The sequence below is a fragment of the Amycolatopsis sp. DG1A-15b genome, from assembly GCF_030285645.1.
GTDB lineage: Bacteria > Actinomycetota > Actinomycetes > Mycobacteriales > Pseudonocardiaceae > Amycolatopsis.
In genome coordinates this window covers 446,134-466,620 of record NZ_CP127296.1, presented here as the reverse complement: position 1 = coordinate 466,620, position 20,487 = coordinate 446,134, and the positions used below count along the sequence as shown (strand labels likewise).

Annotated in this window: 22 protein-coding genes and 1 pseudogene; 14 read left to right on the top strand and 9 right to left on the bottom strand. The window is 71.7% G+C overall.

Annotation, left to right across the window (positions count from 1 at the left end; all coding sequences use genetic code 11):
- Position 1 precedes the first annotated feature (1 nt).
- On the bottom strand, positions 2-562 hold the full coding sequence (locus QRY02_RS02195) for a sigma-70 family RNA polymerase sigma factor (protein WP_285989810.1): 561 nt from the start codon (positions 560-562) through the stop codon (positions 2-4).
- A gap of 240 nt (positions 563-802) precedes the next feature.
- Between QRY02_RS02195 and QRY02_RS02190 the strand changes: the two genes are divergently transcribed.
- Genes QRY02_RS02190 through QRY02_RS02170 form a run of 5 tightly spaced genes read left to right on the top strand, consistent with a single transcriptional unit; the run spans position 803 to position 4,451 of the window.
- Positions 803-1,402, top strand: a complete 600-nt coding sequence (locus QRY02_RS02190) for a hypothetical protein (protein ID WP_285989809.1) — start codon at positions 803-805, stop codon at positions 1,400-1,402.
- Positions 1,386-2,177: a DUF4142 domain-containing protein gene (locus QRY02_RS02185; protein WP_285989808.1), complete on the top strand. Its 792-nt coding sequence runs from the start codon at positions 1,386-1,388 to the stop codon at positions 2,175-2,177. Before QRY02_RS02190 ends, QRY02_RS02185 begins: the two co-directional genes overlap by 17 nt.
- On the top strand, positions 2,170-2,787 hold the full coding sequence (locus QRY02_RS02180; RefSeq protein WP_285989807.1) for a ferric reductase-like transmembrane domain-containing protein: 618 nt from the start codon (positions 2,170-2,172) through the stop codon (positions 2,785-2,787). Before QRY02_RS02185 ends, QRY02_RS02180 begins: the two co-directional genes overlap by 8 nt.
- A 1-nt stretch (position 2,788) precedes the next feature.
- Positions 2,789-3,019: a ferredoxin gene (locus QRY02_RS02175; protein WP_013224408.1), complete on the top strand. Its 231-nt coding sequence runs from the start codon at positions 2,789-2,791 to the stop codon at positions 3,017-3,019.
- Positions 3,012-4,451, top strand: coding sequence for an NAD(P)/FAD-dependent oxidoreductase (locus QRY02_RS02170; RefSeq protein WP_285989806.1), 1,440 nt, complete (start codon positions 3,012-3,014; stop codon positions 4,449-4,451). Before QRY02_RS02175 ends, QRY02_RS02170 begins: the two co-directional genes overlap by 8 nt.
- Positions 4,452-4,822: 371 nt before the next feature.
- Here QRY02_RS02170 and QRY02_RS02165 read toward each other — a convergent pair.
- Positions 4,823-6,217: pseudogene (locus tag QRY02_RS02165) on the bottom strand (MFS transporter); the annotation flags it as partial.
- Positions 6,218-6,349: 132 nt separating this feature from the next.
- Between QRY02_RS02165 and QRY02_RS02160 the strand changes: the two are divergent.
- From QRY02_RS02160 to QRY02_RS02150, 3 genes are read left to right on the top strand one after another with little or no spacing between them, the layout of a single operon-like run.
- Positions 6,350-7,240, top strand: coding sequence for a LysR family transcriptional regulator (locus QRY02_RS02160; protein WP_285989805.1), 891 nt, complete (start codon positions 6,350-6,352; stop codon positions 7,238-7,240).
- Positions 7,241-7,285: 45 nt separating this feature from the next.
- Positions 7,286-7,726, top strand: coding sequence for a helix-turn-helix transcriptional regulator (locus QRY02_RS02155; RefSeq protein WP_285989804.1), 441 nt, complete (start codon positions 7,286-7,288; stop codon positions 7,724-7,726).
- 10 nt (positions 7,727-7,736) lie between these two features.
- Positions 7,737-8,147 (top strand): VOC family protein, encoded by a 411-nt coding sequence (locus QRY02_RS02150; RefSeq protein WP_285989803.1) that lies wholly within the window; start codon positions 7,737-7,739, stop codon positions 8,145-8,147.
- 22 nt (positions 8,148-8,169) lie between these two features.
- Here the strand turns inward: QRY02_RS02150 and QRY02_RS02145 are convergent, their stop codons facing one another.
- On the bottom strand, positions 8,170-8,478 hold the full coding sequence (locus QRY02_RS02145; protein ID WP_285989802.1) for a hypothetical protein: 309 nt from the start codon (positions 8,476-8,478) through the stop codon (positions 8,170-8,172).
- A 164-nt stretch (positions 8,479-8,642) separates the two neighbouring features.
- On the opposite strand from QRY02_RS02145, the gene QRY02_RS02140 reads away from it, so the two are divergent.
- From QRY02_RS02140 to QRY02_RS02115, 6 genes are all read left to right on the top strand, one after another.
- A complete protein-coding gene (locus QRY02_RS02140) occupies positions 8,643-9,395 on the top strand; it encodes an MFS transporter (RefSeq protein ID WP_285989801.1) in 753 nt (250 codons plus the stop codon).
- Positions 9,392-9,637, top strand: a complete 246-nt coding sequence (locus tag QRY02_RS02135) for an AraC family transcriptional regulator (RefSeq protein ID WP_285989800.1) — start codon at positions 9,392-9,394, stop codon at positions 9,635-9,637. The genes QRY02_RS02140 and QRY02_RS02135 overlap by 4 nt, the downstream gene beginning before the upstream one ends.
- A 61-nt stretch (positions 9,638-9,698) precedes the next feature.
- The gene (locus QRY02_RS02130) at positions 9,699-12,077 is read left to right on the top strand and encodes an ATP-binding cassette domain-containing protein (protein WP_285989799.1); all 2,379 of its coding nucleotides are present in this window, start codon (positions 9,699-9,701) and stop codon (positions 12,075-12,077) included.
- A gap of 100 nt (positions 12,078-12,177) precedes the next feature.
- Complete coding sequence (locus QRY02_RS02125; protein WP_285989798.1) at positions 12,178-13,194, top strand: fatty acid desaturase family protein; 1,017 nt, start codon at positions 12,178-12,180, stop codon at positions 13,192-13,194.
- Between the two features lie 26 nt (positions 13,195-13,220).
- A complete protein-coding gene (locus QRY02_RS02120; RefSeq protein WP_285989797.1) occupies positions 13,221-14,288 on the top strand; it encodes an MBL fold metallo-hydrolase in 1,068 nt (355 codons plus the stop codon).
- 58 nt (positions 14,289-14,346) lie between these two features.
- Entirely contained in the window at positions 14,347-14,601 is a 255-nt protein-coding gene (locus QRY02_RS02115) for a Smr/MutS family protein (RefSeq protein WP_013224398.1), read from the top strand.
- A gap of 2 nt (positions 14,602-14,603) precedes the next feature.
- Here QRY02_RS02115 and QRY02_RS02110 read toward each other — a convergent pair whose 3' ends face one another.
- From QRY02_RS02110 to QRY02_RS02085, 6 genes are all read right to left on the bottom strand, one after another.
- Positions 14,604-15,203: an Rv1733c family protein gene (locus tag QRY02_RS02110; protein ID WP_285989796.1), complete on the bottom strand. Its 600-nt coding sequence runs from the start codon at positions 15,201-15,203 to the stop codon at positions 14,604-14,606.
- Between the two features lie 129 nt (positions 15,204-15,332).
- Positions 15,333-15,872 (bottom strand): 3-hydroxy-9,10-secoandrosta-1,3,5(10)-triene-9,17-dione monooxygenase reductase subunit, encoded by a 540-nt coding sequence (gene hsaB / locus QRY02_RS02105; RefSeq protein ID WP_285989795.1) that lies wholly within the window; start codon positions 15,870-15,872, stop codon positions 15,333-15,335.
- Entirely contained in the window at positions 15,869-16,780 is a 912-nt protein-coding gene (gene hsaC / locus QRY02_RS02100; RefSeq protein ID WP_285989794.1) for an iron-dependent extradiol dioxygenase HsaC, read from the bottom strand. Before hsaC ends, hsaB begins: the two co-directional genes overlap by 4 nt.
- The gene (gene hsaD / locus QRY02_RS02095) at positions 16,780-17,625 is read right to left on the bottom strand and encodes a 4,5:9,10-diseco-3-hydroxy-5,9,17-trioxoandrosta-1(10),2-diene-4-oate hydrolase (protein WP_285989793.1); all 846 of its coding nucleotides are present in this window, start codon (positions 17,623-17,625) and stop codon (positions 16,780-16,782) included. Before hsaD ends, hsaC begins: the two co-directional genes overlap by 1 nt.
- On the bottom strand, positions 17,625-18,788 hold the full coding sequence (gene hsaA, locus QRY02_RS02090; protein ID WP_285989792.1) for a 3-hydroxy-9,10-secoandrosta-1,3,5(10)-triene-9,17-dione monooxygenase oxygenase subunit: 1,164 nt from the start codon (positions 18,786-18,788) through the stop codon (positions 17,625-17,627). The genes hsaD and hsaA overlap by 1 nt, the downstream gene beginning before the upstream one ends.
- A 33-nt stretch (positions 18,789-18,821) precedes the next feature.
- Entirely contained in the window at positions 18,822-20,423 is a 1,602-nt protein-coding gene (locus QRY02_RS02085; protein ID WP_285989791.1) for an FAD-binding protein, read from the bottom strand.
- Between the last annotated feature and the right edge of the window lie 64 nt (positions 20,424-20,487).

Genomic DNA, 20,487 nt, shown 5'->3' with positions numbered 1-20,487 from the left:
TTCACCCCCGCTCGCGCAAGGCCCGGCGCAGCGCGCGGACGGCGTGGTGGATGCGGGATTTGACGGTGCCCGGGGGCACGCCGAGGGTCGCCGCGACCTCGTTCACGGTCCGATCGCGCAGGTAGGTCTGCTGGATGGCCTCCCGCTGCTCGGGCGAAAGGCCCTGCAGCGCCTCGTAAACGATCATCGCGGCGAGCGTCCGGTCCGATTCGTCGGACACCGCGATCGCGTCGGATTCGATCTCCTCGAGCTCCTGGGGCCGGACACTGCGGCTGCGCCAGCCGTCGATGACGGTACGCCGGGCCACCGTGAACAACCAGGCACGCAGCATCTCCGGCTGGCGGTCGAGCTTGTCGGCGTTCCGCCACGCCTTGATCAGGGTCTCCTGCACGACGTCTTCGGCCCACTGCCGGTCGTGGCCGGTCAGCCGCAGCGCGAACGCCATCAGGGACCCGCCGAACTCCTGGTAAAGCGCCTTCGCCAGATCGTCGTGGCCGTCGCCGGGCTCGACGACGGCATCATGATCTCCGATGGATCTCAGCGCTCGGGTGTGCCGTCCCACGCGGGACATCCTGGTGGGCCGGACGGCCTACGTCCAGTACTTCCGGCCCGCAAACCGGGAGCAAAACTTTTTTGAACCGTTTCCGGACCGTGTCCGTATCCCCTACCGAAGACCCCGACCAGGCGTTGTCCCCCGCAACGCTCCGCATCCACTCCGGACCGAATGTCCACTGTGGATCTTTCGCGCCCTTTTCCGTTGCACTACCGGCAACAGCGCGTAGTCATGCCCCACGGAGGAGCAGTGATCCGCATTCCCCGCCCGGTGGTCCCCGCCGCCGTGTGCCTCACCGCACTCGCCCTGCTCACCGCCTGTACCGCCGGCGCCGCCACCACCTCGGGCGGCGGATACGCCGCCGGCGGCGCCGGGATGCAGATGCCCGGCATGCAGCAGGGACAGGTCGTCCTGCCGATGCCGCAGTCCATCACCGCCGACCCGAACAACCCGGCGAAGAGCCAGCTCAGGGCCGCGAAGACGTTCGACCTCGGGCTCCTGCTCGTCGACGGGACCGGGTACACGATCTACCGGTACGACCGGGACACCCCCAACCCCCCGCGGTCCAACTGCAACGGGGCGTGCGCGACCAAGTGGATCCCGGTCAAGGCCGGCGGCAACCTGCCGGCGATCGACGTCGACCAGTCGCTGATCGGGCAGATCACCCGCGCCGACGGCATCGAGCAGCTCACCCTCGCCGGCTGGCCGCTCTACCACTTCACCGGCGACAGCGAACCGGCCGACACCTCCGGCCAGGGCCTCGACCAGGCCTGGTACCCGATCGCGCCGGACGGCAAGAAGATCACGTTGACCCAGGACGAGTGGAGGCAAAATGCGTTCGGCGTCTGAGCTCGCCGGGTTCGGGTTCGAACCCCCGTCGGTCCTCGAGCGCACCCGCCCGCTGGTCCGGATCCTCTTCGTCGTGGCGCTGGTCCTGGCGCTGCTCGCGCCGGGCTCGACCTCGCTCGCCCAGACCACCGCGGTCTCCGACACCGACGCCGTGCTCCTGACCAAGGTCCGCCAGGCCGGCCTGTGGGAGATGCCGTCGGGCATGATGGCGATGGAGAAGGGCAGCCCGATCGTCCAGAAGGTCGGCTTCGCGATCATGATGGACCACGGCCGCCTCGACGTGGCGACCCGCGCCCTCTCGCAGAAGCTGAACTCGCCGGTCCCCGACCAGCCCTCCGAGGAACAGCGCGGCTGGCTCGCCGAAGAGATGGCCGCCTCCCCCGGTCCGGAGTTCGACCGCGTCTTCGCCAACCGGCTGCGGGCGGCGCACGGCGCCGTGTTCAACGTCCTGGCGCAGCTGCGGGCCGGTACCCGCAACGACGACGTGCGGGCCTTCGCGACGGTCGGCAACCAGGCTGTGATGCGGCACATGACGATGCTCGAGAGCACCGGGATGGTCGACTACACCGCGCTGCCCGCCGCGTCCGTCTCCACGACCGCGGCGCCCACCGGGATCCAGCTCGGCCTCGACCCGTCCCAGATCGCCGTGGTGGCGGCGTTGTTCCTGCTGCTCGGCGGCGGCTTCTTCTACGTGCTGCGCCAGGTCAAGAGCAACCGTGGCCGCGCCCGGGCGTCCCGGCCGGCCACCGCGAGAACCGGGGGTAGCCATGGTTGAGACCTGGCACGACGCGACGATCTTCCTCACCCAGCAGTTCCAGCCGAAGACCGACCCCGCGGCCCGTGGCCTCGCGGCCTTCGCCGCCCGGACGTCCTACGCGGCGACGATGCTGACGCTCACCTGGGGTGTGCTCACCGCGACCGGCTGGATCCGCTCGGTCACCGGCCGGAAGGCCCTGCGCAGCACGCACATGGTGCTGGCCACCGCGACGATCATCTTCGGCTTGGTCCACGCGCTCGGCTTCACCTACCTGACGGTGCAGCCGTACAGCTTCGCCTACATGTTCGTCCCGTTCGGCTCCGGTCAGGAAGCGCGGCACATCGCGGGCATCGTCGGCTTCGAGGTCATGTTCGCCATCTTCCTCACCGCCGGCCTGCAGCGCTTCACGTCCTACCGGCGCTGGCTGTGGCTGCACCGCTGCGCGTACCCGGCGGTGGCGCTCATCGCGATCCACTCCTGGTTCGGCGCCATCGCGAACGGCCACCTCTCGGTCACCTGGCTGGGCGGCATCACCCTGCTCGTCCCGGCCGTGACGGTGTCGATGCTGCGGTTCATGCCGGCTCGCACCCTGGAACGCATCGGTCTCGTGGAAGAGCAGGTGGCCTGAGATGCCCTTCCGTCTACCCGGCGGCGGACCCCGGATCAGCGTCGACAACGACCGGTGCGAGCTCTACGGCATCTGCGCCATGGAGGCGCCGGACGTGTTCGACCTCGGCCAGGACGGCCGCCTGCGCTTCCACACGAGGCTGCTGGACGAAACCACCATTGAACAGGCGAAGATGGCCGCTCGCTGCTGCCCGATGCAGGCGGTCGTGATGAGAGGGGACCTCGATGGCTGACGGCGACCGGATCGTCATCGTCGGTGCGGGCGTCGCCGGGCTGCGCGCCGCGGAACGCTTGCGGGAACAGAAGTTCGACGGGGAGATCGTCCTGATCGGCGACGAGGCCCGGCGGCCCTACCACCGGCCGATGGTCTCCAAGGCGCTGGTGATGGGCACCGAACGGCCCAGCGACGTGGGCCTTTCGCACTACCTGCCGGACCTCGACGTGCACTGGCGGCTCGGCGCGCGGGTCACGCACCTGGACACCACCGAGCGGGTCGTGCACCTGCCCGGCGGCGAGTCCCTCTGGTACGACGGCCTGATCGCCGCGACCGGCGTCTACCCGCGGCACCTGCCCGGGGCGCCGCGGCACGACCCGCGGGTGCGGATCCTGCGCACGGTCGAGGACTCGATGGCGGTGCGGCGCTGCCTCAACGCCAGCAAGAAGCCGGCCGTCGTGATCGGCGCCGGCCTGATCGGCAACGAGTTCGCCGCGAGCATGCGGCACATCGGCCGGGACGTCACCCTGATCGGGCACGCGAAGGCGCCGCTGCACCGCTTCGGCGACCGCGTCTCCAGCGGCATCGTCGAGGCGCACCACGAGCACCGGGCGAACCTGGCGATGCGCAGCGAAGTCCGGCACTGGATCAGCACGAAGGACACCGTCGGGCTGCACCTGACGAACAACCAGCTGCTGGTCGCCAGCGTCGTCGTGCTCGCCATCGGCAGCGTCCCCTCGGTGGACTGGATGCGCGGCTCGGGCCTCGACATCAGCGACGGCGTGCTCTGCGACTCCAAGCTGTTCGCCGAAGGCGCCTCCGACGTCGTCATCGCCGGCGACATCGCGCGCTGGCCGAACCTGCGCTTCGACGAGACCCCGCGAAGGGTCGAGCACTGGATCAACGCCGTCGAATCGGCCCGGCACGCGGCGGACAACCTGCTGATGGGCCACTCCAGCGCCATCCCGTTCACCCCGCTCCCCCGAGCCTGGTCGACGCTGTACGACACGCGCCTGCAGATGTGCGGGATGCCGTCGCTGGCCGAGGACACGGTGTCGCTGGCCGACGGCATCACCGGCTTCGTCCGGGACGGGCAGCTCGTCGGCATCTCCTGCTGGGACAAGCCGCGGGCGATGCTCGACTGGATGGCCGAACTGAACCGCCGGCTGCCCGCGCCCGACTACGTGCCCGAGCCGGAGCCCGCGCCCGTCGCCGAGGTCCCGCAGGTCCCGGTGGTCGAGCCGTCGCTCGCCGCGCTGTCGGCCGAGGTGCCGCCGGAGTTCGAGAGCGGGTTCGACGCGCAGGCGTTCGAGCGCGAGTTCGAGAGCGAGTTCGCCAACGACATCCCGACGACGGCGTTCCCCGCGCAGTCCCCGCCCACGACGGCGCTGCAGGCGCAGTCGCTGCCCGCGGGGGCGCTGCCGACGATGGCCATCCCGATGGGGAGGTAACGAAGCCGGGACGGGGCTGCGCGCGGCGGCCCCCGTCCCTTGCCGGTCACCACACCCCCTCCGCGGCTGGGTGGTGTGGTGACCGGCCCCAGCGTCCCCCTGCCCGCCTCGCGCAGAGCGCAGAGCGCCCGGCGGGCCAGGAGAGGGCCATCCCGAGGGAACCCGACGCCCCCGGGGTGGCCTTCTTCCGGCGCACCGGGCGGGGTCCGGGGTCGAGCGCCGCGGCGGGTCACTCCGCCGGGGCGCACGGGCCGTGGAGATCGTTCCGGCGGACGGGTATGCCGCCGGAAGGGACACCACGGTCTTGCAGCACCGGTGCACGGCCGTCCCGGGGGCACGGGAACCCCCGGGACGGCCGTCACCTCCGGCCCCCGCGACCACCACGACTCCGCCACGACCAGACCGCCGAGGACGAGCACCGCCACCCCGGCGACGCGCAGCCCGGCGTCGGTACCGGCGACGAACGCCGTGACGACGTCGGACGCGCGGGGAGCCCGGGCAAGGGCTTCGGCGACGGTGTGCGCCCCGCGGAGGTCCGGCGGCAAGGCGGCCGCGAACCGCGCGGTGGACACCGTGCTGACCACGGCGACGCCGAGCGCGCTGCCGAACTCCCTGGTCGTGGCCTGCAGCCCGGTGCCGACCCCGGCCTGGGCGGGCGGCAGGGCACCCGCGATCACGCCCGACAGCGTCGGCAACGCCAGCGTCACCCCGGTCCCGGTCACGACGAGCCAGGCCGCGTAGGCGGCATACGGCGTGCCCGCGTCGCTCGTGGACAGTCCGAGCAGGCCCGCCCCGACGAACCCGAACGCGCACGCGACAGTGGTGTCGAGGCCGATGCGCCCGGCCAGGCGGCCCACGTGCCGTCCGCCGAGGACGATCGGCACCGTCAGCGGCACGATCCCGAGCCCGGTCGCCAGCACACCGAACCCCTTGGCGTACTGGAGGAACGACGCGTTGACGTAGAACAGCGCGAACATGCCGAAAAAGATCGCGGTCAGTCCGAGGCAGGCGCTGCGCAGGCCCGGGATCCGGAACAGCCGGGGGTCCAGCAGCGGGTGGGCGGACCGCAGCTCGGTCGCCACCCACGCCGCGAACAGGAGGGCGGCGCCGGCGAACGCGGTGACCACGACCGCGCTGCCCCAGCCCGCCTCCGGGCCCTGGACGATCCCGAGCAGGAGCGCGACCGACGCCCCGGTCAGCAGCACCGCGGCCAGGGGGCCGAGCCGGCGGTCGTGGCGCGACGACACCGGCGTGAACCGGGCGGCCAGGGCGGCGAGCCCCAGCGAGAGTGCCGCGGCGGCGGCGAACAGCCAGCGCCACGAGCCGGCCGTCAGGACCAGGCCGCCGCCGACGTTGCCGGCCACCCCGCCGATGCCGGTCATCGACGCCCAGGTCGCGATCGTGGCCGGTTTGCGCTCGGCGGGCACGGCGTGCAGCAGGACGGCGAGCGAGTTGGGCAGCACCGCGGCCGCGCCGATCCCGGTGAGCGCCCGGCCGGCGAGCAGGACGGCGACGTCCGGCGCCGCCGCCGACAGCAGCGTGCCCGCGGCGAACAGCCCGAGGCCGGTCAGCAGGACGCCCTTGCGGCCGAACCGGTCACCCGCGGCACCGGCGGGGATCACCAGGCAGGCGAACACGATCACGTAGCTGTCGACGATCCAGACCAGGGCCGGCGCGGACGGGTGCAGCGCGCTCCCGGCGAGCAGCGGGACGGCGAGGTTGATCGCCGCGACCATCCCGACGACCAGCACCACCGCGGCGCACATGAGGGTGCCGAGACCGCGGTGGGACACCGGTGCGCGGCGTGAGAGGGAAGTGGACATGAGCCCGACGGTAGGGACGGCGGACCACTGCGCGCGACGCAACTTCGGCAACAGACGTTTGCGTATGCTGCAACTGTGTCCGAGCAGCTCGACCTGAACCTCCTGCGCGTGTTCGACGCGCTCCTGCGGGACGGGAGCGTGACGGCCGCGGCTGAGCGCCTGCACCTGTCCATCCCGGCGACCAGCCGGGCGCTGGGCCGGCTGCGGCGGGCCATGGGCGACCCGATCCTGGTGCGCGCCGGGCGCGGGCTGGCCCCGACGCCGTTCGCGCTGCGCACCGCGCCGCGGGTGCGCTCGCTGCTGGAGGAAGCGGCGGCCCTGGTCAACACCGACTTCTCGCTCGCCGGCCTCGAGCGGACCTTCACGATCCGCATCAACGACGGCGTGGCCGCGACGCTGGCGACGGCGGCGGCCGAAGCCACGGCGGCGGCCGCCCCGGGCGTCACCCTGCGTTTCGTCGCCGAGGGCAGCGAAAGCACCGAAGCCCTCCGCGACGGCTCGATCGACCTGGACATCGGGGTGGGCGGGCAGCCGGCGCCCGACATCCGGACCGCCGTGCTGTACCGCGAACGCCTGGTGGCCGCGGTGCGCGCGGACAGCCCACTGGGCCGGCACCGCCGGCCGACGCTGGCGCAGCTGTGCGGGCACCCGCACGTCTCGGCCTCCCGCCGCGGCCTGGCCCGCGGGCCGTTGGACGACGTGCTCGGCGCAGCGGGCCTGCACCGCCACGTCGCCGCCGTCGTGCCCACCTCCGCCGTCGCCGCGCTCGTGGTCGCTTCGAGCCCCTACGTGGGGCTGCTGCCGCAGCGCCTCGCCGAGCAGTACGGCGCCGCGCTCGGCCTTCGCTGGTTCCCGGTCCCGGCGGACCTGCCCGGAATCGAGGTGCGGCTGTCCTGGCACGCCCGCCTCGACGCCGACCCGGCTCAGCAGTGGCTGCGGGAAACGCTCCGCGAAGCACTCCGCTGACCCGAAACCCGCCGCGGCGGACGTCCTCTGTGGCACGATTCATCCGTGACCGGCTCCCCCACGGCGCAGTACCTGCGCGACCTCGCGCTGCTGCGGCGCGTCCGGGACCGGATCGACCGGGAGTACGCCCAGCCCCTCGACGTCGAGGCGCTGGCCCGTGGCGTGAACATGTCGGCCGGGCACCTCAGCCGGCAGTTCCGGCGGGCGTACGGGGAGTCACCGTATTCGTACCTCATGACGCGGCGGATCGAACGGGCGATGGCCCTGCTGCGCACAGGCGAACTGAGCGTCACGGAGGTCTGCTTCACCGTGGGCTTCTCGTCGCTGGGCACCTTCAGCACGCGGTTCGCCGAGCTGGTCGGCACGCCCCCGAGCGTCTACCGCGAGCAGCAGGCCGAGGCCACCGTCGGGATGCCGCCGTGCGTGGCCAAACAGGTCACCAGACCGATCAGGAATCGAGAAGCGCGGCCCTCGACGGCCACCTAGGGTGACCGGCATGGACGTCACCATTCACTCGAGCTTCCTCCCGCACACGGATCCGGAAGCCTCGCTCGCGTTCTACCGCGACCTGCTCGGCTTCGAGGTCCGCCAGAACGTCAAGTACGGCGACATGCAGTGGATCACCGTGGGCCCGCCGAACCAGCCGGACACCTCGATCGTGCTGTCGCCGGTGGCCGCGACGCCGGGCCTGACCGACGACGAGCGCCGCATGATCGCCGAGATGATGGCCAAGGGCACCTACGCCTCGGTCAACCTGGCCACCGAGGACCTCGACGCCCTCTTCGCCAAGCTCGAGGCGGGCAACGCCGAGGTCGTCCAGGAGCCGGTCGAGCAGCCCTACGGCATCCGGGACTGCTCGTTCCGCGACCCGGCGGGCAACCTCCTGCGCATCCAGGAACTGCGCTGACCACGATCGCCCCCGCGCAGAGCTACCGCGAGGTGCTGCGCGACCGGCGGATCGCCGGGCTCCTGCTGGGGGACCTCCTGGCCAACGTCGGCACCGGCATGCTCCTGGTGGCCATGCCCGTCCAGACGCTCTCCCTCCACGGCGACGTCCCGAAGGCGATCGCCATCGGGCTCGTGGAGGCCGCGCCGTTCGTCCTGTCCACCGCGCTGGCCCTGGCCATCGGCCTCGGCCGGGTGCGGGTGCCGCCGCGCACGCTGCTCGTCGCCGACTGCCTGCTGCGGTCGCTGACCTTCGCCGTCCTCGGCGTCCTGGCCGTCACCGGCCGGCTCACGCTGCCGGTGCTGGTCGCCGGCCTCCTCTTCGGCGCGACGTTGGCTGGCCGGCTCGAGCAGCCGCCGCCTGCTGGCGACGTCGGCCGCGGGCGAGGCCGGGCGGTTCTCGGTCAACGGCCTGCTCGGGCTGAACACGACGTTCGCGCTCTACATCGCCGGTCCGGTGCTGGGCGGGGTGGTCGTGGCGACCGCCGGCGCGGGCTTCGCGCTCTTCGTCGACGCGAGCGGAGCGCTGATCCTGCTGGCCGCCACGCTGGCGTGCGTCCCCCGCGGCGCCGAGGGCCGGGACGCGCTGCGCGACGAGGGCACCCACGAGTCGGGCTGGCGGATCCTGCGCCGCCGTCCGGTCGCCGCGCGGCTGCTGGTGGTCGAGTTCTTCTTCAACTTCCTGTACATGCCGGTCGAAGTGGCGCTCCCGCTGTACGTGGGCGCGACGCTGCACGCCGGCGCGTCCGGTCTGGGGGTGCTGTGGGGTGCGCTCGGGATCGGCGCGTTCCTCGGCGCCGCGCTCGTCGGCCGGCTGCGGAACCTGCCGCAGCGGCCGCTGCTGGTCGCGATCATCGGCCTGTGGGCGCTGTGCCCGATCGCGCTCGCCGTCACCGGCGACCTCACCGTGGCGCTGCTCGTCTTCGGCCTGGGCGGCCTGGTGTACGCGCCGTTCACGCCGGTCGCGTACAGCTTCCTGCAGTCCGGGCTCGCCCCCGGGGAACAGCAGCAGGTCGTCACCCTCTGGACGACCGGCTCCACGCTGGCCGCCCCGCTCGGGCTGGCCCTGGGCGGCCCCCTGATCGAACTGGCCGGCAGCACCGGCGGCCTCGTGCTGTCCGGCCTGCTGACCCTCCTGCTGCTCCCCATCGCGGCCCGGGCGGTGCTCGGGCGCATTCCGGAAGGAAACCCGATATGTGCCTCAGCTTGAAGGCCGCCGCGCAGCGACACTTCCGCGAACTGGCGCTGTTGCGCCGCGTCCGCGACCGCATCGACCGCGAATGCACCCGGCCGCTCGACATCGATTCGCTCGCGCGCAGCGTGGACCTTCCCGCCGCGCAATTCGCCCGCCGTTTCCAGGACGCTTACGGCCTTTCGCCGCACGATTACCGGCGGGCCGCCGAAGCGATCAGGAATCGAGAAGCCGCGGCCGCGAATCTCGCCGTAGCTTGAACGCAACCTCCTCACCCCCGAGAACCGAGCTGAACCCGCCCGACCACGCTGGAGAACCCCGATGAGCAAGCCCACGAGGAAGAGCGCACCGCACGTGGCCGACAGCCACGACCTGATCCGCGTCCACGGCGCGCGCGTGAACAACCTCAGGGACGTCAGCGTCGAGCTGCCCAAGCGGCGGCTGACGGTGTTCACCGGGGTCTCCGGGTCCGGCAAGAGCTCCCTGGTCTTCAGCACGATCGCCGCCGAATCGCAGCGGCTGATCAACGAGACCTACAGCACCTTCGTGCAGGGGTTCATGCCGACGCTGGCGAGACCGGACGTCGACGTCCTCGACGGGATCACCACCGCGATCATCGTCGACCAGGAGCGGATGGGCGCGAACCCGCACTCCACGGTCGGCACCGCCACCGACGCCAACGCGATGCTGCGGATCCTGTTCAGCCGGCTCGGGAACCCGCACATCGGTTCACCGCAGGCGTTTTCGTTCAACGTCGCCTCGATCAGCGGCGCCGGCGCGGTCACCATCGAAAAGGGCGGCCGGCAGATCAAGGAGCGCCGCAGCTTCAGCATCACCGGCGGCATGTGCCCGCGCTGCGAGGGCCGCGGCAAGGTCAACGACATCGACCTGACCGCGCTCTTCGACGAGAACAAGTCGCTCAACGAGGGCGCGATCACCATCCCGGGCTACAGCATGGAAGGCTGGTACGGGCGCATCTTCCGCGGCTCGGGCTTCTTCGACCCGGACAAGCCGATCAAGAAGTACACCAAGAAGCAGTTCGCCGACCTGGTGTACAAGGAACCGACGAAGATCAAGGTCGAGGGCATCAACCTGACCTACTCCGGGCTGGTGCCGGCGATCCAGAAGTCCTTCCTGTCCAAGGACGTCGACTCGATGCAGCCGCACATCCGCGCGTTCGTCGAGCGCGCGGTGACGTTCCAGACCTGCCCGGACTGCGCCGGCACGCGGCTTTCGGCGGAAGCGCGGTCGTCGAAGATCGACGGGATCAGCATCGCCGACGCGTGCGCGATGCAGATCAGCGACCTCGCCGCCTGGGTGGGGAAGCTGTCCGAGCCGTCGGTCGCGCCGCTGCTGGACGCGCTCAAGCACACCCTCGACTCGTTCGTCGAGATCGGGCTCGGCTACCTTTCGCTCGACCGGCCGTCCGGGAGCCTTTCGGGCGGGGAAGCCCAGCGCACCAAGATGATCCGCCACCTCGGGTCGTCGCTGACCGACGTCACCTACGTCTTCGACGAGCCGACGATCGGCCTGCACCCGCACGACATCCGGCGCATGAACGACCTGCTGCTGCAGCTGCGCGACAAGGGCAACACGGTGCTGGTCGTGGAGCACAAGCCGGAGGCGATCGCGATCGCCGACCACGTCGTCGACCTCGGGCCGCGTGCCGGCACCGAAGGCGGCGAAATCGTCTTCGAGGGCACTGTGGACGGTCTGCGCTCCAGCGGCACGCTGACCGGGCGGCACCTCGACGACCGCGCGTCGCTGAAGTCGTCGGTGCGCTCGCCGTCCGGGGTCCTGGAGGTGCGCGGGGCGGCCACGCACAACCTGCAGGACGTCGACGTCGACATCCCGCTCGGCGTGCTCGTGGTCGTGACCGGGGTGGCGGGCTCGGGCAAGAGCTCGCTGATCCACGGCTCGGTGTCCGGCGGCGAGGGCGTGGTGACGGTCGACCAGACCGGCATCCGCGGCTCGCGCCGGAGCAACCCGGCGACGTACACGGGCCTGCTGGAGCCGATCCGCAAGGCGTTCGCCAAGGCCAACGGCGTCAAGCCGGCCCTGTTCAGCGCCAACTCGGAAGGCGCGTGCCCGAACTGCAACGGCGCCGGCGTGGTCTACACGGACCTGGGGATCATGGCGGCCACCGCGACGCCGTGCGAGGTGTGCGAGGGCAAGCGGTTCAACGCCGACGTCCTGGAGTACACCTTCGGCGGCCGCGACATCAGCGAGGTGCTCGGGATGCCGGTCACCGAGGCGCTGGAGTTCTTCGCTTCCGGTGACGCCGCGGTGCCGGCGGCGCACAAGATCCTCACGCACCTGTCCGACGTCGGCCTCGGCTACCTGACGTTGGGGCAGCCCCTGACGACGCTGTCGGGCGGCGAGCGGCAGCGGATCAAGCTGGCGACGCACATGGCCGAGCAGGGCGGGGTGTACGTCCTCGACGAGCCCACGGCGGGCCTGCACCTGGCGGACGTCGAGCAGCTGCTGGGCCTGCTGGACCGGTTGGTGGACGCGGGCAAGTCGGTGATCGTCATCGAGCACCACCAGGCGGTGATGGCCCACGCGGACTGGCTCATCGACCTCGGCCCGGGCGCCGGCCACGACGGCGGCCGGATCGTCTTCGAGGGCACGCCGGCGCAGCTGGTGAAGGCGCGGAAGAAGACGCTGACGGGGAAGCACCTCGCGGAGTACGTCGGCTGACGCCGCTGCCCATACCAGCGCGGCCGGTAGGGCTGGCCCCCGCAAACCGCCTGGGGCGCGCAGGATTCCGGTCGGGGCGGCGCTGCCGGAGACTCGGGTGGTGACCACCACAGAGAACCTCGTCGGCAGCGACTTCGCCCGGCTGAGCCACCGCATCTCCGCCGCCGGCCTGATGAACCGCCGTCCCGGCTACTACGCCGCCCGGATCGCCGTCGTGACCGGGTTGTTCGGTGCCGGCTGGGTGGCCTTCGCGCTGCTGGGGAACTCGTGGTGGCAGCTCGCCGTCGCGGGCTTCATGGCCGTGCTGTTCGGGCAGATCGCGTTGCTTTCGCACGATCTCGCGCACAAGCAGGTGTTCCGGCGACGGCGGCCCACCGAAATCGCCGGGATGCTCGCCGGGAACCTCGGGATCGGGATGAGCTACGGCTGGTGGATGGACAAGCACACCCGCCACCACGCCAACCCGAACCACGAAGAGCTCGACCCCGACGTCGACCCGGACATCCTCGTCTGGTCGAAGGACCAGGCCCGCGCCAGCCGCGGCGTGCCGCGGTTCATCGGGCGGTACCAGGCCTTCCTGTTCTTCCCGCTGCTGACCCTCGAAGGGCTGAACCTGCACTGGTCCGGCATCCGCGCGGTCCGCAAGCCGGGCCTGCGCCACCGCAAGGTCGAAGCCGCGTTGCTCGCCGCGCACTTCGTCCTGTACGCGAGCGCGTTGCTCACCGTCCTGTCCCCCGGCATGGCGTTGCTGTTCTTCGCCGTCCACCAGGGACTGTGGGGTGTCTACATGGGATCGATCTTCGCGCCCAACCACAAGGGCATGCCGACGCTGACCGGGCGCACCGAGCTCGACTTCCTCCGCAAGCAGGTGCTGACCTCGCGCAACGTCCGCGGCGGCGTCGTCACCGACGTCGCCCTCGGCGGCCTCAACTACCAGATCGAGCACCACCTGTTCCCGAGCATGCCGTCGCCGCACCTGCGGCGGGCGCAGCCGATCGTCCAGGCCTACTGCGCCGAGCTGGGCGTCCCGTACCTGCAGACGAGCCTGGCCGAGTCCTACCGGCAGGCCCTCACCCACCTGCATGAAGCTGGGGCCCCTCTCAGGAAGCGTTCGTAGACTCGGGGCATGAGGAAGGCCGGATTATGAAGAAGATGATCGCAGCCCTGGGGTTGCGGGACCTGCCGGCGGCGTTCGGCGCGAAGGCCACCGGCGCCCGGGCCGAGCGGGTCCGCTCTTCGCCGCAGTTCGACGGCAAGGTGTTCCGCAACGCGGCGCCGCGGCACCCGATGACCGCGGCGTCGATGCGGACCATCTTCCGCGAGATGTTCTTCGGCGAGCACCGTGAGCTGCGCAAACCGGCCGGCGCGGTGCCGCTGGTCGCGGCGGCGCCGGTCGAGTCGGCCGACGGCCTGCACCTGACCTGGTACGGCCACGCCTCCACGCTGGTCGAGCTCGACGGCGCCCGCGTGCTGCTCGACCCGGTGTGGAGCGACCGGGTCTCCCCCGCGGCGTTCGCCGGCCCGCGGCGGCTGCACGAGCCGCCGGTGCCGTTGTCGGCCCTCGGCCGGATCGACGCGGTCGTGATCTCGCACGACCACTACGACCACCTGGACCTGGCGACGGTCCGCGCGCTGGTGACGTCGTCATCGGCCCCCTTCCTCGTGCCGCTCGGCGTCGGGGCGCACCTGGAGCGCTGGCACGTCCCGGCTGACCGGATCATCGAGCTCGACTGGCACGAAGAGGCGACGGTGGCGGGCGTCCGCTTCGTCGCGACGCCGGCCCAGCACTTCTCCGGCCGCGGCATCACGAACGACGACACGCTGTGGACGTCGTGGGCCCTGCTGGGCCCGCAGCACCGGGTGTTCTACAGCGGTGACACGGGCTACTTCGACGGGTTCGCGGCGATCGGCGCGGAGCACGGCCCGTTCGACGCGGCCCTGATCCAGATCGGCGCGTACGCCCCGCAGTGGCCGGACATCCACATGACGCCGGAGGAAGGCGTCGCGGCCGGCCTCGACGTCCGGGCGAAGCTGCTGGTCCCGGTGCACTGGGCGACGTTCCAGCTGGCGATGCACCCGTGGGGCGAGCCGGCCGACCGCGTGTGGAGCGAGGCGAAGGAGGCCGACCTCCCGCTGGCGATCCCCCGCCCGGGCGAGCGCATCGACGCGACCGAGCCACCCCCGGTCGACGGCTGGTGGCAGGCACTGTGACCCGGCAGCCGACCCGCGTGTCGGCTGTTTCCGCACGTCGTGGAGCTGGGGAGGGCGAATGAAGCTGAAGCTGGACCTGCACGACGTCTACAACCGCGGGGGTGAGATCGACCGCGCCCTGCGCGCGATCATCGACGAGGCCGTCGCCAAGAAGGCGCCGCTCGTCGAGATCATCCCCGGCAAGGGGTCGGGTCAGCTGAAGAAGCACGTCCTGCGGTTTCTCGAGCGCAAGGACGTCAAGGCGCTCTACCACCGGGTCGAAAAGGACAAGGACAACTTCGGCCGGGTATTCGTGCACTTCCGCTGGAAGTGACCTCAGAACCGGCTGTCGTGGCGGGCTTCGGACCAGGCCCGGTCCCAGGCCGCCGCGTGGACGCGGGTCAGGACGAACCGGGCGGTTCCGTACAACCCGGCCAGGGCGCCGGTGATCGCGGTCCACAGCAGGATCGCCGCGAACACGCCGTCGGCCGCCGAGGTCGACGAGGACAGCGGCTCTCCGGTCAGCTCGCCGCGCTGGTCCAGCCACACCGGTACGCGGGTGCCCGCCGGGCTGCCCGGGTCGGCGAGGACGTTGCCGGTGTGGCGGGTGCCGCGCGTGTCGAACCAGGCCGCCGGGACCGTCGTCTGGGCGGCCGGGGCGCCGGCGCCGTCGGTGCTGTAGGACTGGCTGGACGCCGCGGCGAGCGAGACGGCCGTGGCCGGGTGGCGGGTCGTGCGCTCCTGCGACGCGCGAGCCGTCTGCGCCGCGTACGTCTCGGAGCCGAACGCCGCCGCGAACGGGATCGCGAGCAACGCACCGGCGACGGCGAGGAGCAGCAGCAGGGCCTCGACGCGGTCGCCCGCCCGGGCCACGGGGTTGCGGCCCGGCAGCAACCGGCGCCGGAACCGGGCGATCCGTCCGCTGGGCCCGCGCATCCGCGACTCACTCCTCCCGGGAAGGTGTCTTCTCGGTAACAGTGTGCGCGCCGGAGCTCGGCTTTCTCTCGTGAATGGGATGCGGCCCACCTGTGAACCCGTGCACAACCACCCGGTCGCGCCGGCCGGTCACAGCCAGTCGTCGGGGCGGGGCCAGGGCATCAGGGCCGCGAGCGCGTCCCGGGCCGGTTCGGTGACGGCGTACCGGCCGCGGTGGAACAGCAGCGGGCGGGCCTCCGAAGGCGCGCCGAGGGCGGTGACGCGGCCGATGACCACGTAGTGGTCGCCGGCCTCGTGCACGGCTTCCAAGGCGCAGTCGATCCAGGTCAGGGCACCCTCGAGCAGGGGTGCGCCCGACGGCGCCGGTGTCCAGCCGAACCGGGCGAACTTGTCCTCGCCGCGGGCGCCGAACACCGCGCTGACCTCCTGCTGGTCCTCGGCCAGCACGTTGACCGCGAACCGGCCCGCCGCGGCCAGCACCGGCCACGTCCGTGACGTCCGGGCCGGGCAGAACAGCACCAGCGGCGGGTCGAGCGACAGCGCGGCGAACGACTGGCAGGCGAACCCGGCGAGCGTGTCGCCGTCGCGGCCCGTGACCACCGTGACGCCCGTGCAGAAGTGCCCGAGCACGCTGCGGAACTCGGTCTGGTCGACCGCCACGGAGGTCATGCGCCCGGCGGCCGCGCGCCGACCGAGAAGTCGTGGCCCCACAGCGAAACCGCCGTGCTCTCGCGGGCGATCCAGTTGTCGTCGTCGACCTGACGGCCTTCGCAGCCGAACTCGACGTCGAAGCCGCCCGGGGTCTTCATGTAGAACGACAGCATCAGGTCGTTGACGTGCCGGCCGAGCGTGGCCGACATCGGCACCTTCCGCCGGATCGCGCGGTCGAGGCACAGGCCGACGTCGTCGGTGTTCTCCACCTCGACCATCAGGTGCACGATCCCGCTCGGCGTCGGCATCGGCAGGAACGCGAGGCTGTGGTGGCGTGGGTTGCAGCCGAAGAACCGCAGCCACGCGGGCGGCCCGTCGGCGGGCCGGCCGACCAGTTGCGGCGGCAGGCGCATCGAGTCGCGCAGCCGGAAGCCGAGGACGTCCCGGTAGAACCGCAGCGACGCCTCGTCGTCCTTTGTAGACAAAACGACGTGGCCAAGGCCCTGCTCACCGGTGACGAACTTGTGGCCGTACGGGCTGACCACGCGCCGGTGCTGCAGCGCGACGCCGTGGAACACCTCCTGGGTGTTGCCGGACGGGTCGTCGAAGCTGATCAGCTCGTCGACGCGGCGGTCGGCCAGCTCATCGGGCGTGCCCTCCTTGTAGGGCACCGACGCACCGTCCAACCGGGACCGCAGCTCGGCCAGCTCGCCCGCGTGAGCGACCTCCCAGCCGGTGACGGCCAGCCGGTCCGCGTCGCCCGGTGAAATGACCAGCCGCGCGGGGAAGTCGTCCATGCGCAGGTAGAGCGCGTCGGGGTGGGTGCCGCTGCCTTCCACCATGCCGAGCACCTTGAGGCCGTACTCGCGCCAGGCCGCCATGTCGGTGGCTTCGATGCGGAGGTAGCCCAGTGACCGGATGCCCATCAGGAACTCCCGAGGAAGTCGAGGGCCAGCCGGTTGAACTCGTCGAACTTCTCCAGCTGGGCCCAGTGCCCGCAGCCGCCGAACACGTGCAGCTGCGCGCGCGGAATCGTCTTCAGTGCCAGCAAGGCGCCGTCGAGGGGGTTCACGCGGTCCTCGCGGCCCCAGATCAAGAGTACGCGCTGGCGGAGGCGGTGGGCTTCGCGCCAGAGCAGGCCTTCTTCGTAGGTGTCCGGCTGCGCGAACGACATGCCCATGGCGCGCATCGCGGCCAGGGACTCCGGGGTGTTCGCGGCGGCGAACCGCTCGTCGATCAGCTCGTCGGTGACCAGCGCCTGGTCGTGGACCATGATGCGCAGGAAGGCTTCCATCCGTTCGCGCGACGGCTTGGCCGCGAACCGCCCGAGGTTCTTGACGCCTTCGGTCGGGTCGGGCGCGAACAGGTTGACGCTCAGCCCGCCCGGCCCCATCAGGACCAGCCGCCCGGCCCGCTTCCCGTGGTTCAGCGCGAACCGCACCGCCGCGCCTCCGCCGAGGGAGTTGCCGACGAAGTGCGCGCGCTCGATGCCGAGCGCGTCCATCAGGCCGGCGACGGCGTCCGCGCTGTGCCGGAAGTACTGCGGGTGCTCGGCAGGCTTGTCCGACCGCCCGAAGCCGGGCTGGTCGACGGCGATCGTCCGGTAGTGCTTGGCGAATTCCGGCAGGTTGCGCCCGAAGTTGCTCCACGCCGACGCGCCGGGCCCGCCGCCGTGCAGCAGGATCACGGTCTCGGCGTGCTCGGCGCCGGCCTCGTGGTAGTGCAGCTTCAGCGAGCCGGCCTGGACGTACTTGCCTTCAGGAGCGGCCATCAGTACATCGCGTTCTCGACGGGGAGCCCGAAGGCACCGGTGCCGAACATGACGTACGCGCGCTCGGCGTCGTTGGCCGCGTGAACGCGGCCCGCGTGCGCGTCGCGCCAGAAGCGCTGGATCGGCGTCCCGCGCTGGATCGCGCGGCCGCCGGAGTTCTCGAAGAGCCGGTCGATCGCGGTGATCGCGCGTTCGGTGCCGCGCACCTGGTCGCGCCGGACACGCAGCCGCAGGTCCGAAGGCAGCCGCTCCTCGCGCTTGGCGAGTTCGTACAGCTCCTCGATGTTGCGGGTCAGCTGCAGCCAGGCGGCGTCGATCTCACTGGCCGCCTCGGCGATCCGCACCTTGGTGAACGGGTCCTCTTTGGACTGCTCACCGGCGTACGCGGCCCGCACGCGCTTGCGCTGGTGCTCGACGTGCGCGTCGTAGGCCCCTTGGGCCATGCCGATGATCGGCGCGGTGATCGTGGTCGGGTGCACCGAACCGTACGGGAGGCGGTACAGCGGCCCGGGGTTGACGGCCTGGCCCGGCACCCGGCACTTCGACGTCGCGATGAAGCTCAGCGCCCGGTGCTGCGGCACGAAGACGTCCTCGACGACGATGTCGTTCGAACCGGTGCCGCGCAGGCCGATCGTGTCCCAGACGTCCACAATGGAGTAGTCGGCGATCGGCAGCAGGTAGGTGCAGAAGTCGACCGGCTTGCCGCCGGAGAACGCGGGTCCCCCGAGCAGCACCCACGTGCAGTGGTCGCAGCCGGAGGAGAAGCTCCACCGGCCCGACAGCCGGTAGCCGCCCTCGACGACCTCGGCCTTGCCCATCGGCGCGTACGACGAGGAGATCCGCACGTCCTGGTCCTCGCCCCAGACCTCCTGCTGCGCCTGCGCGTCGAACAGGGCCACGTGCCACGGGTGGACGCCGAGGATGGAGGCGACCCAGCCGGTGGACCCGCACGCGCTCGCGATCAGCTTGACCGCGGTGTAGAAGCTCACCGGGTCGGTTTCGAAGCCCCCGTGGAGCTTCGGCTGCAGCAGCTTGAAGAACCCGGTCTCCTGCAGGGCCTTGACGGACTCCTCGGGGACGCGCCGCGCGTCCTCGGTGTCCTGGGCCCGTTCCCGCAGGACCGGCAGGAGGTCCCGGACCCCGGCGATCACCTGCTCGCTCATGCGCAGTCCTCTCTCTGGTTCACTCCCCAGAGACTAGAACACGTTCTCGTTTTTGTCGAGAACACCCTGCGCCAGGGCACTGTTGATCCCCGCTCTACGGCCGGAAAACACGCAGTCGGCCAGGGACAGACCGCTCACGTAGGACCTGGAACAGATTCCCACGGCGGTGCGCCCGGCGGCGTACAACCCCGGGATCGGCTCCCCCGCCGTGCTCCGCACCGCGCCGGTGTCCTCGTCGACGACCAGCCCGCCGAGGGTGAGCATCGGCGTCGGGTACCCGAGGTTCGGCCGCACCGAGATGTCGATGAGCGAGTACGGCGGGTTGTCCAGGCGCCGCACGAACTCGGTGGGCTTGCCCACCGGATCCCGGTCGCCGTGGTAGGCCTCGACGCTCGCGCGCAGCCCCTGCGGGTCGACGCCGGCCTTGCGCGCCACCTCTTCGACCGTCTCCCCCACGACCCGGCCGCGGCGCAGCAGGTACCGCAGCTGAAGCCACTGGAACCACTGGCTCTGCTTGCGGCCGTCCCGGCGCGCCTCGGCCACGATCGGCGCGTCGACGAGCAGCCAGCCCTTGCCCCCGTGGTCCTCGATGAGCTTTTCCCCGACCGCGGCGCCGTAGCGGGACTCGTCGATGACCCGCCGGCCCGCGGCGTCGACGATGATCCCGCCGAGGAACGCACTCGGCGGGGTGACGAACCGCCACGCGGAGATCCGGCCCAGCTCGCCGGTCGTCCCGCCGGCCTCGACGCCCATCCGGATGCCCGAGCCGTTGTCGGCGGACGTGCCGAGGGCCAGCCCACCGCGGTACTTCGGGGCGTGCTCCCGCACCATCTCGCGGTCGGCGATGAAGCCGCCGGCGGCGAGCACGACCCCGCGCCGCGCGGAAATCCGCAGCTCACGGCCGTGTGCCCGCTCGAACCGCTCGACTCGCCGGTGCAGCGACTTGCGCAGCGACGGCACGTAGATCCCGGGTTTCGCCGCGTACTGCGCGAAGCGCTGGTGCCGCGCCCGCACCGACGCCGGAGCATCGCTCAGGGTGTCGACGACGAGCCCGGTGACGCGGCCGGCCTCGTCGCGGAGCAGGGTCCGGGCGGTCGTCTGCGTCAGCACCCGGATGCCACGGGCGCGCACGGCCGCCTTGAGCCGCGCCATCAGCATCTTCCCCGAGGTCCCGGGCCCTTTGACGCGGTGACCGCGCGGGGCCGGCTTCGCCGCGTCGCGGAACCCGCCGGCCGCCTCGCTGCCGGAGTAGTAGAGGTAGTGCTGGTCGCTCGGGTACGACGTCTTGTACGGGCAGAGGCTGCCTTCGAACGGCACGCCGTTGCCCTCCAGCCAGGTGATCATCTCGCGGCTGCCCTCGCAGAACCGCCGCAGGGTGCGCTCCGAGACGACGTCCCCGGTTTCCAGCCGCAGGTAGGCGTACATCGCGTCGACGGAGTCGTCGACGCCCGCGTCGAGCTGCTGACCGGTCCCCCCGCCGGCGTAGACGACGCCACCGCTGACCGCGCTGGCCCCTCCGCCGGCGAAGCGCTCGACGATGATGACGTCGGCGCCCGCGTCGGCCGCTTCAAGGGCGGCACAGGCGCCGGCCGCCCCGAACCCCACGATGACCACGTCCGCGACGAGTGCGTCCATGGTGGCTACCCTAGAACTGAAACACGTTCTCGTCTATCGTGACCGAAAGCGGCTCCCAACTGGA

Excerpts from the sequence above, each read along its gene's own strand:
- QRY02_RS02110 (WP_285989796.1), bottom strand. The coding sequence starts at position 15,203 with ATGCGCGGGCCCAGCGGACGGATCGCCCGGTTCCGGCGCCGGTTGCTG.
- QRY02_RS02115 (WP_013224398.1), top strand. The coding sequence starts at position 14,347 with ATGAAGCTGAAGCTGGACCTGCACGACGTCTACAACCGCGGGGGTGAG.
- hsaB (WP_285989795.1), bottom strand. The coding sequence starts at position 15,872 with ATGACCTCCGTGGCGGTCGACCAGACCGAGTTCCGCAGCGTGCTCGGG.
- QRY02_RS02085 (WP_285989791.1), bottom strand. The coding sequence starts at position 20,423 with ATGGACGCACTCGTCGCGGACGTGGTCATCGTGGGGTTCGGGGCGGCC.
- QRY02_RS02150 (WP_285989803.1), top strand. The coding sequence starts at position 7,737 with ATGGACGTCACCATTCACTCGAGCTTCCTCCCGCACACGGATCCGGAA.
- hsaC (WP_285989794.1), bottom strand. The coding sequence starts at position 16,780 with ATGGGCATCCGGTCACTGGGCTACCTCCGCATCGAAGCCACCGACATG.
- QRY02_RS02175 (WP_013224408.1), top strand. The coding sequence starts at position 2,789 with ATGCCCTTCCGTCTACCCGGCGGCGGACCCCGGATCAGCGTCGACAAC.
- QRY02_RS02185 (WP_285989808.1), top strand. The coding sequence starts at position 1,386 with ATGCGTTCGGCGTCTGAGCTCGCCGGGTTCGGGTTCGAACCCCCGTCG.
- QRY02_RS02130 (WP_285989799.1), top strand. The coding sequence starts at position 9,699 with ATGAGCAAGCCCACGAGGAAGAGCGCACCGCACGTGGCCGACAGCCAC.
- QRY02_RS02170 (WP_285989806.1), top strand. The coding sequence starts at position 3,012 with ATGGCTGACGGCGACCGGATCGTCATCGTCGGTGCGGGCGTCGCCGGG.
- hsaA (WP_285989792.1), bottom strand. The coding sequence starts at position 18,788 with ATGAGCGAGCAGGTGATCGCCGGGGTCCGGGACCTCCTGCCGGTCCTG.
- QRY02_RS02120 (WP_285989797.1), top strand. The coding sequence starts at position 13,221 with ATGAAGAAGATGATCGCAGCCCTGGGGTTGCGGGACCTGCCGGCGGCG.
- hsaD (WP_285989793.1), bottom strand. The coding sequence starts at position 17,625 with ATGGCCGCTCCTGAAGGCAAGTACGTCCAGGCCGGCTCGCTGAAGCTG.
- QRY02_RS02180 (WP_285989807.1), top strand. The coding sequence starts at position 2,170 with ATGGTTGAGACCTGGCACGACGCGACGATCTTCCTCACCCAGCAGTTC.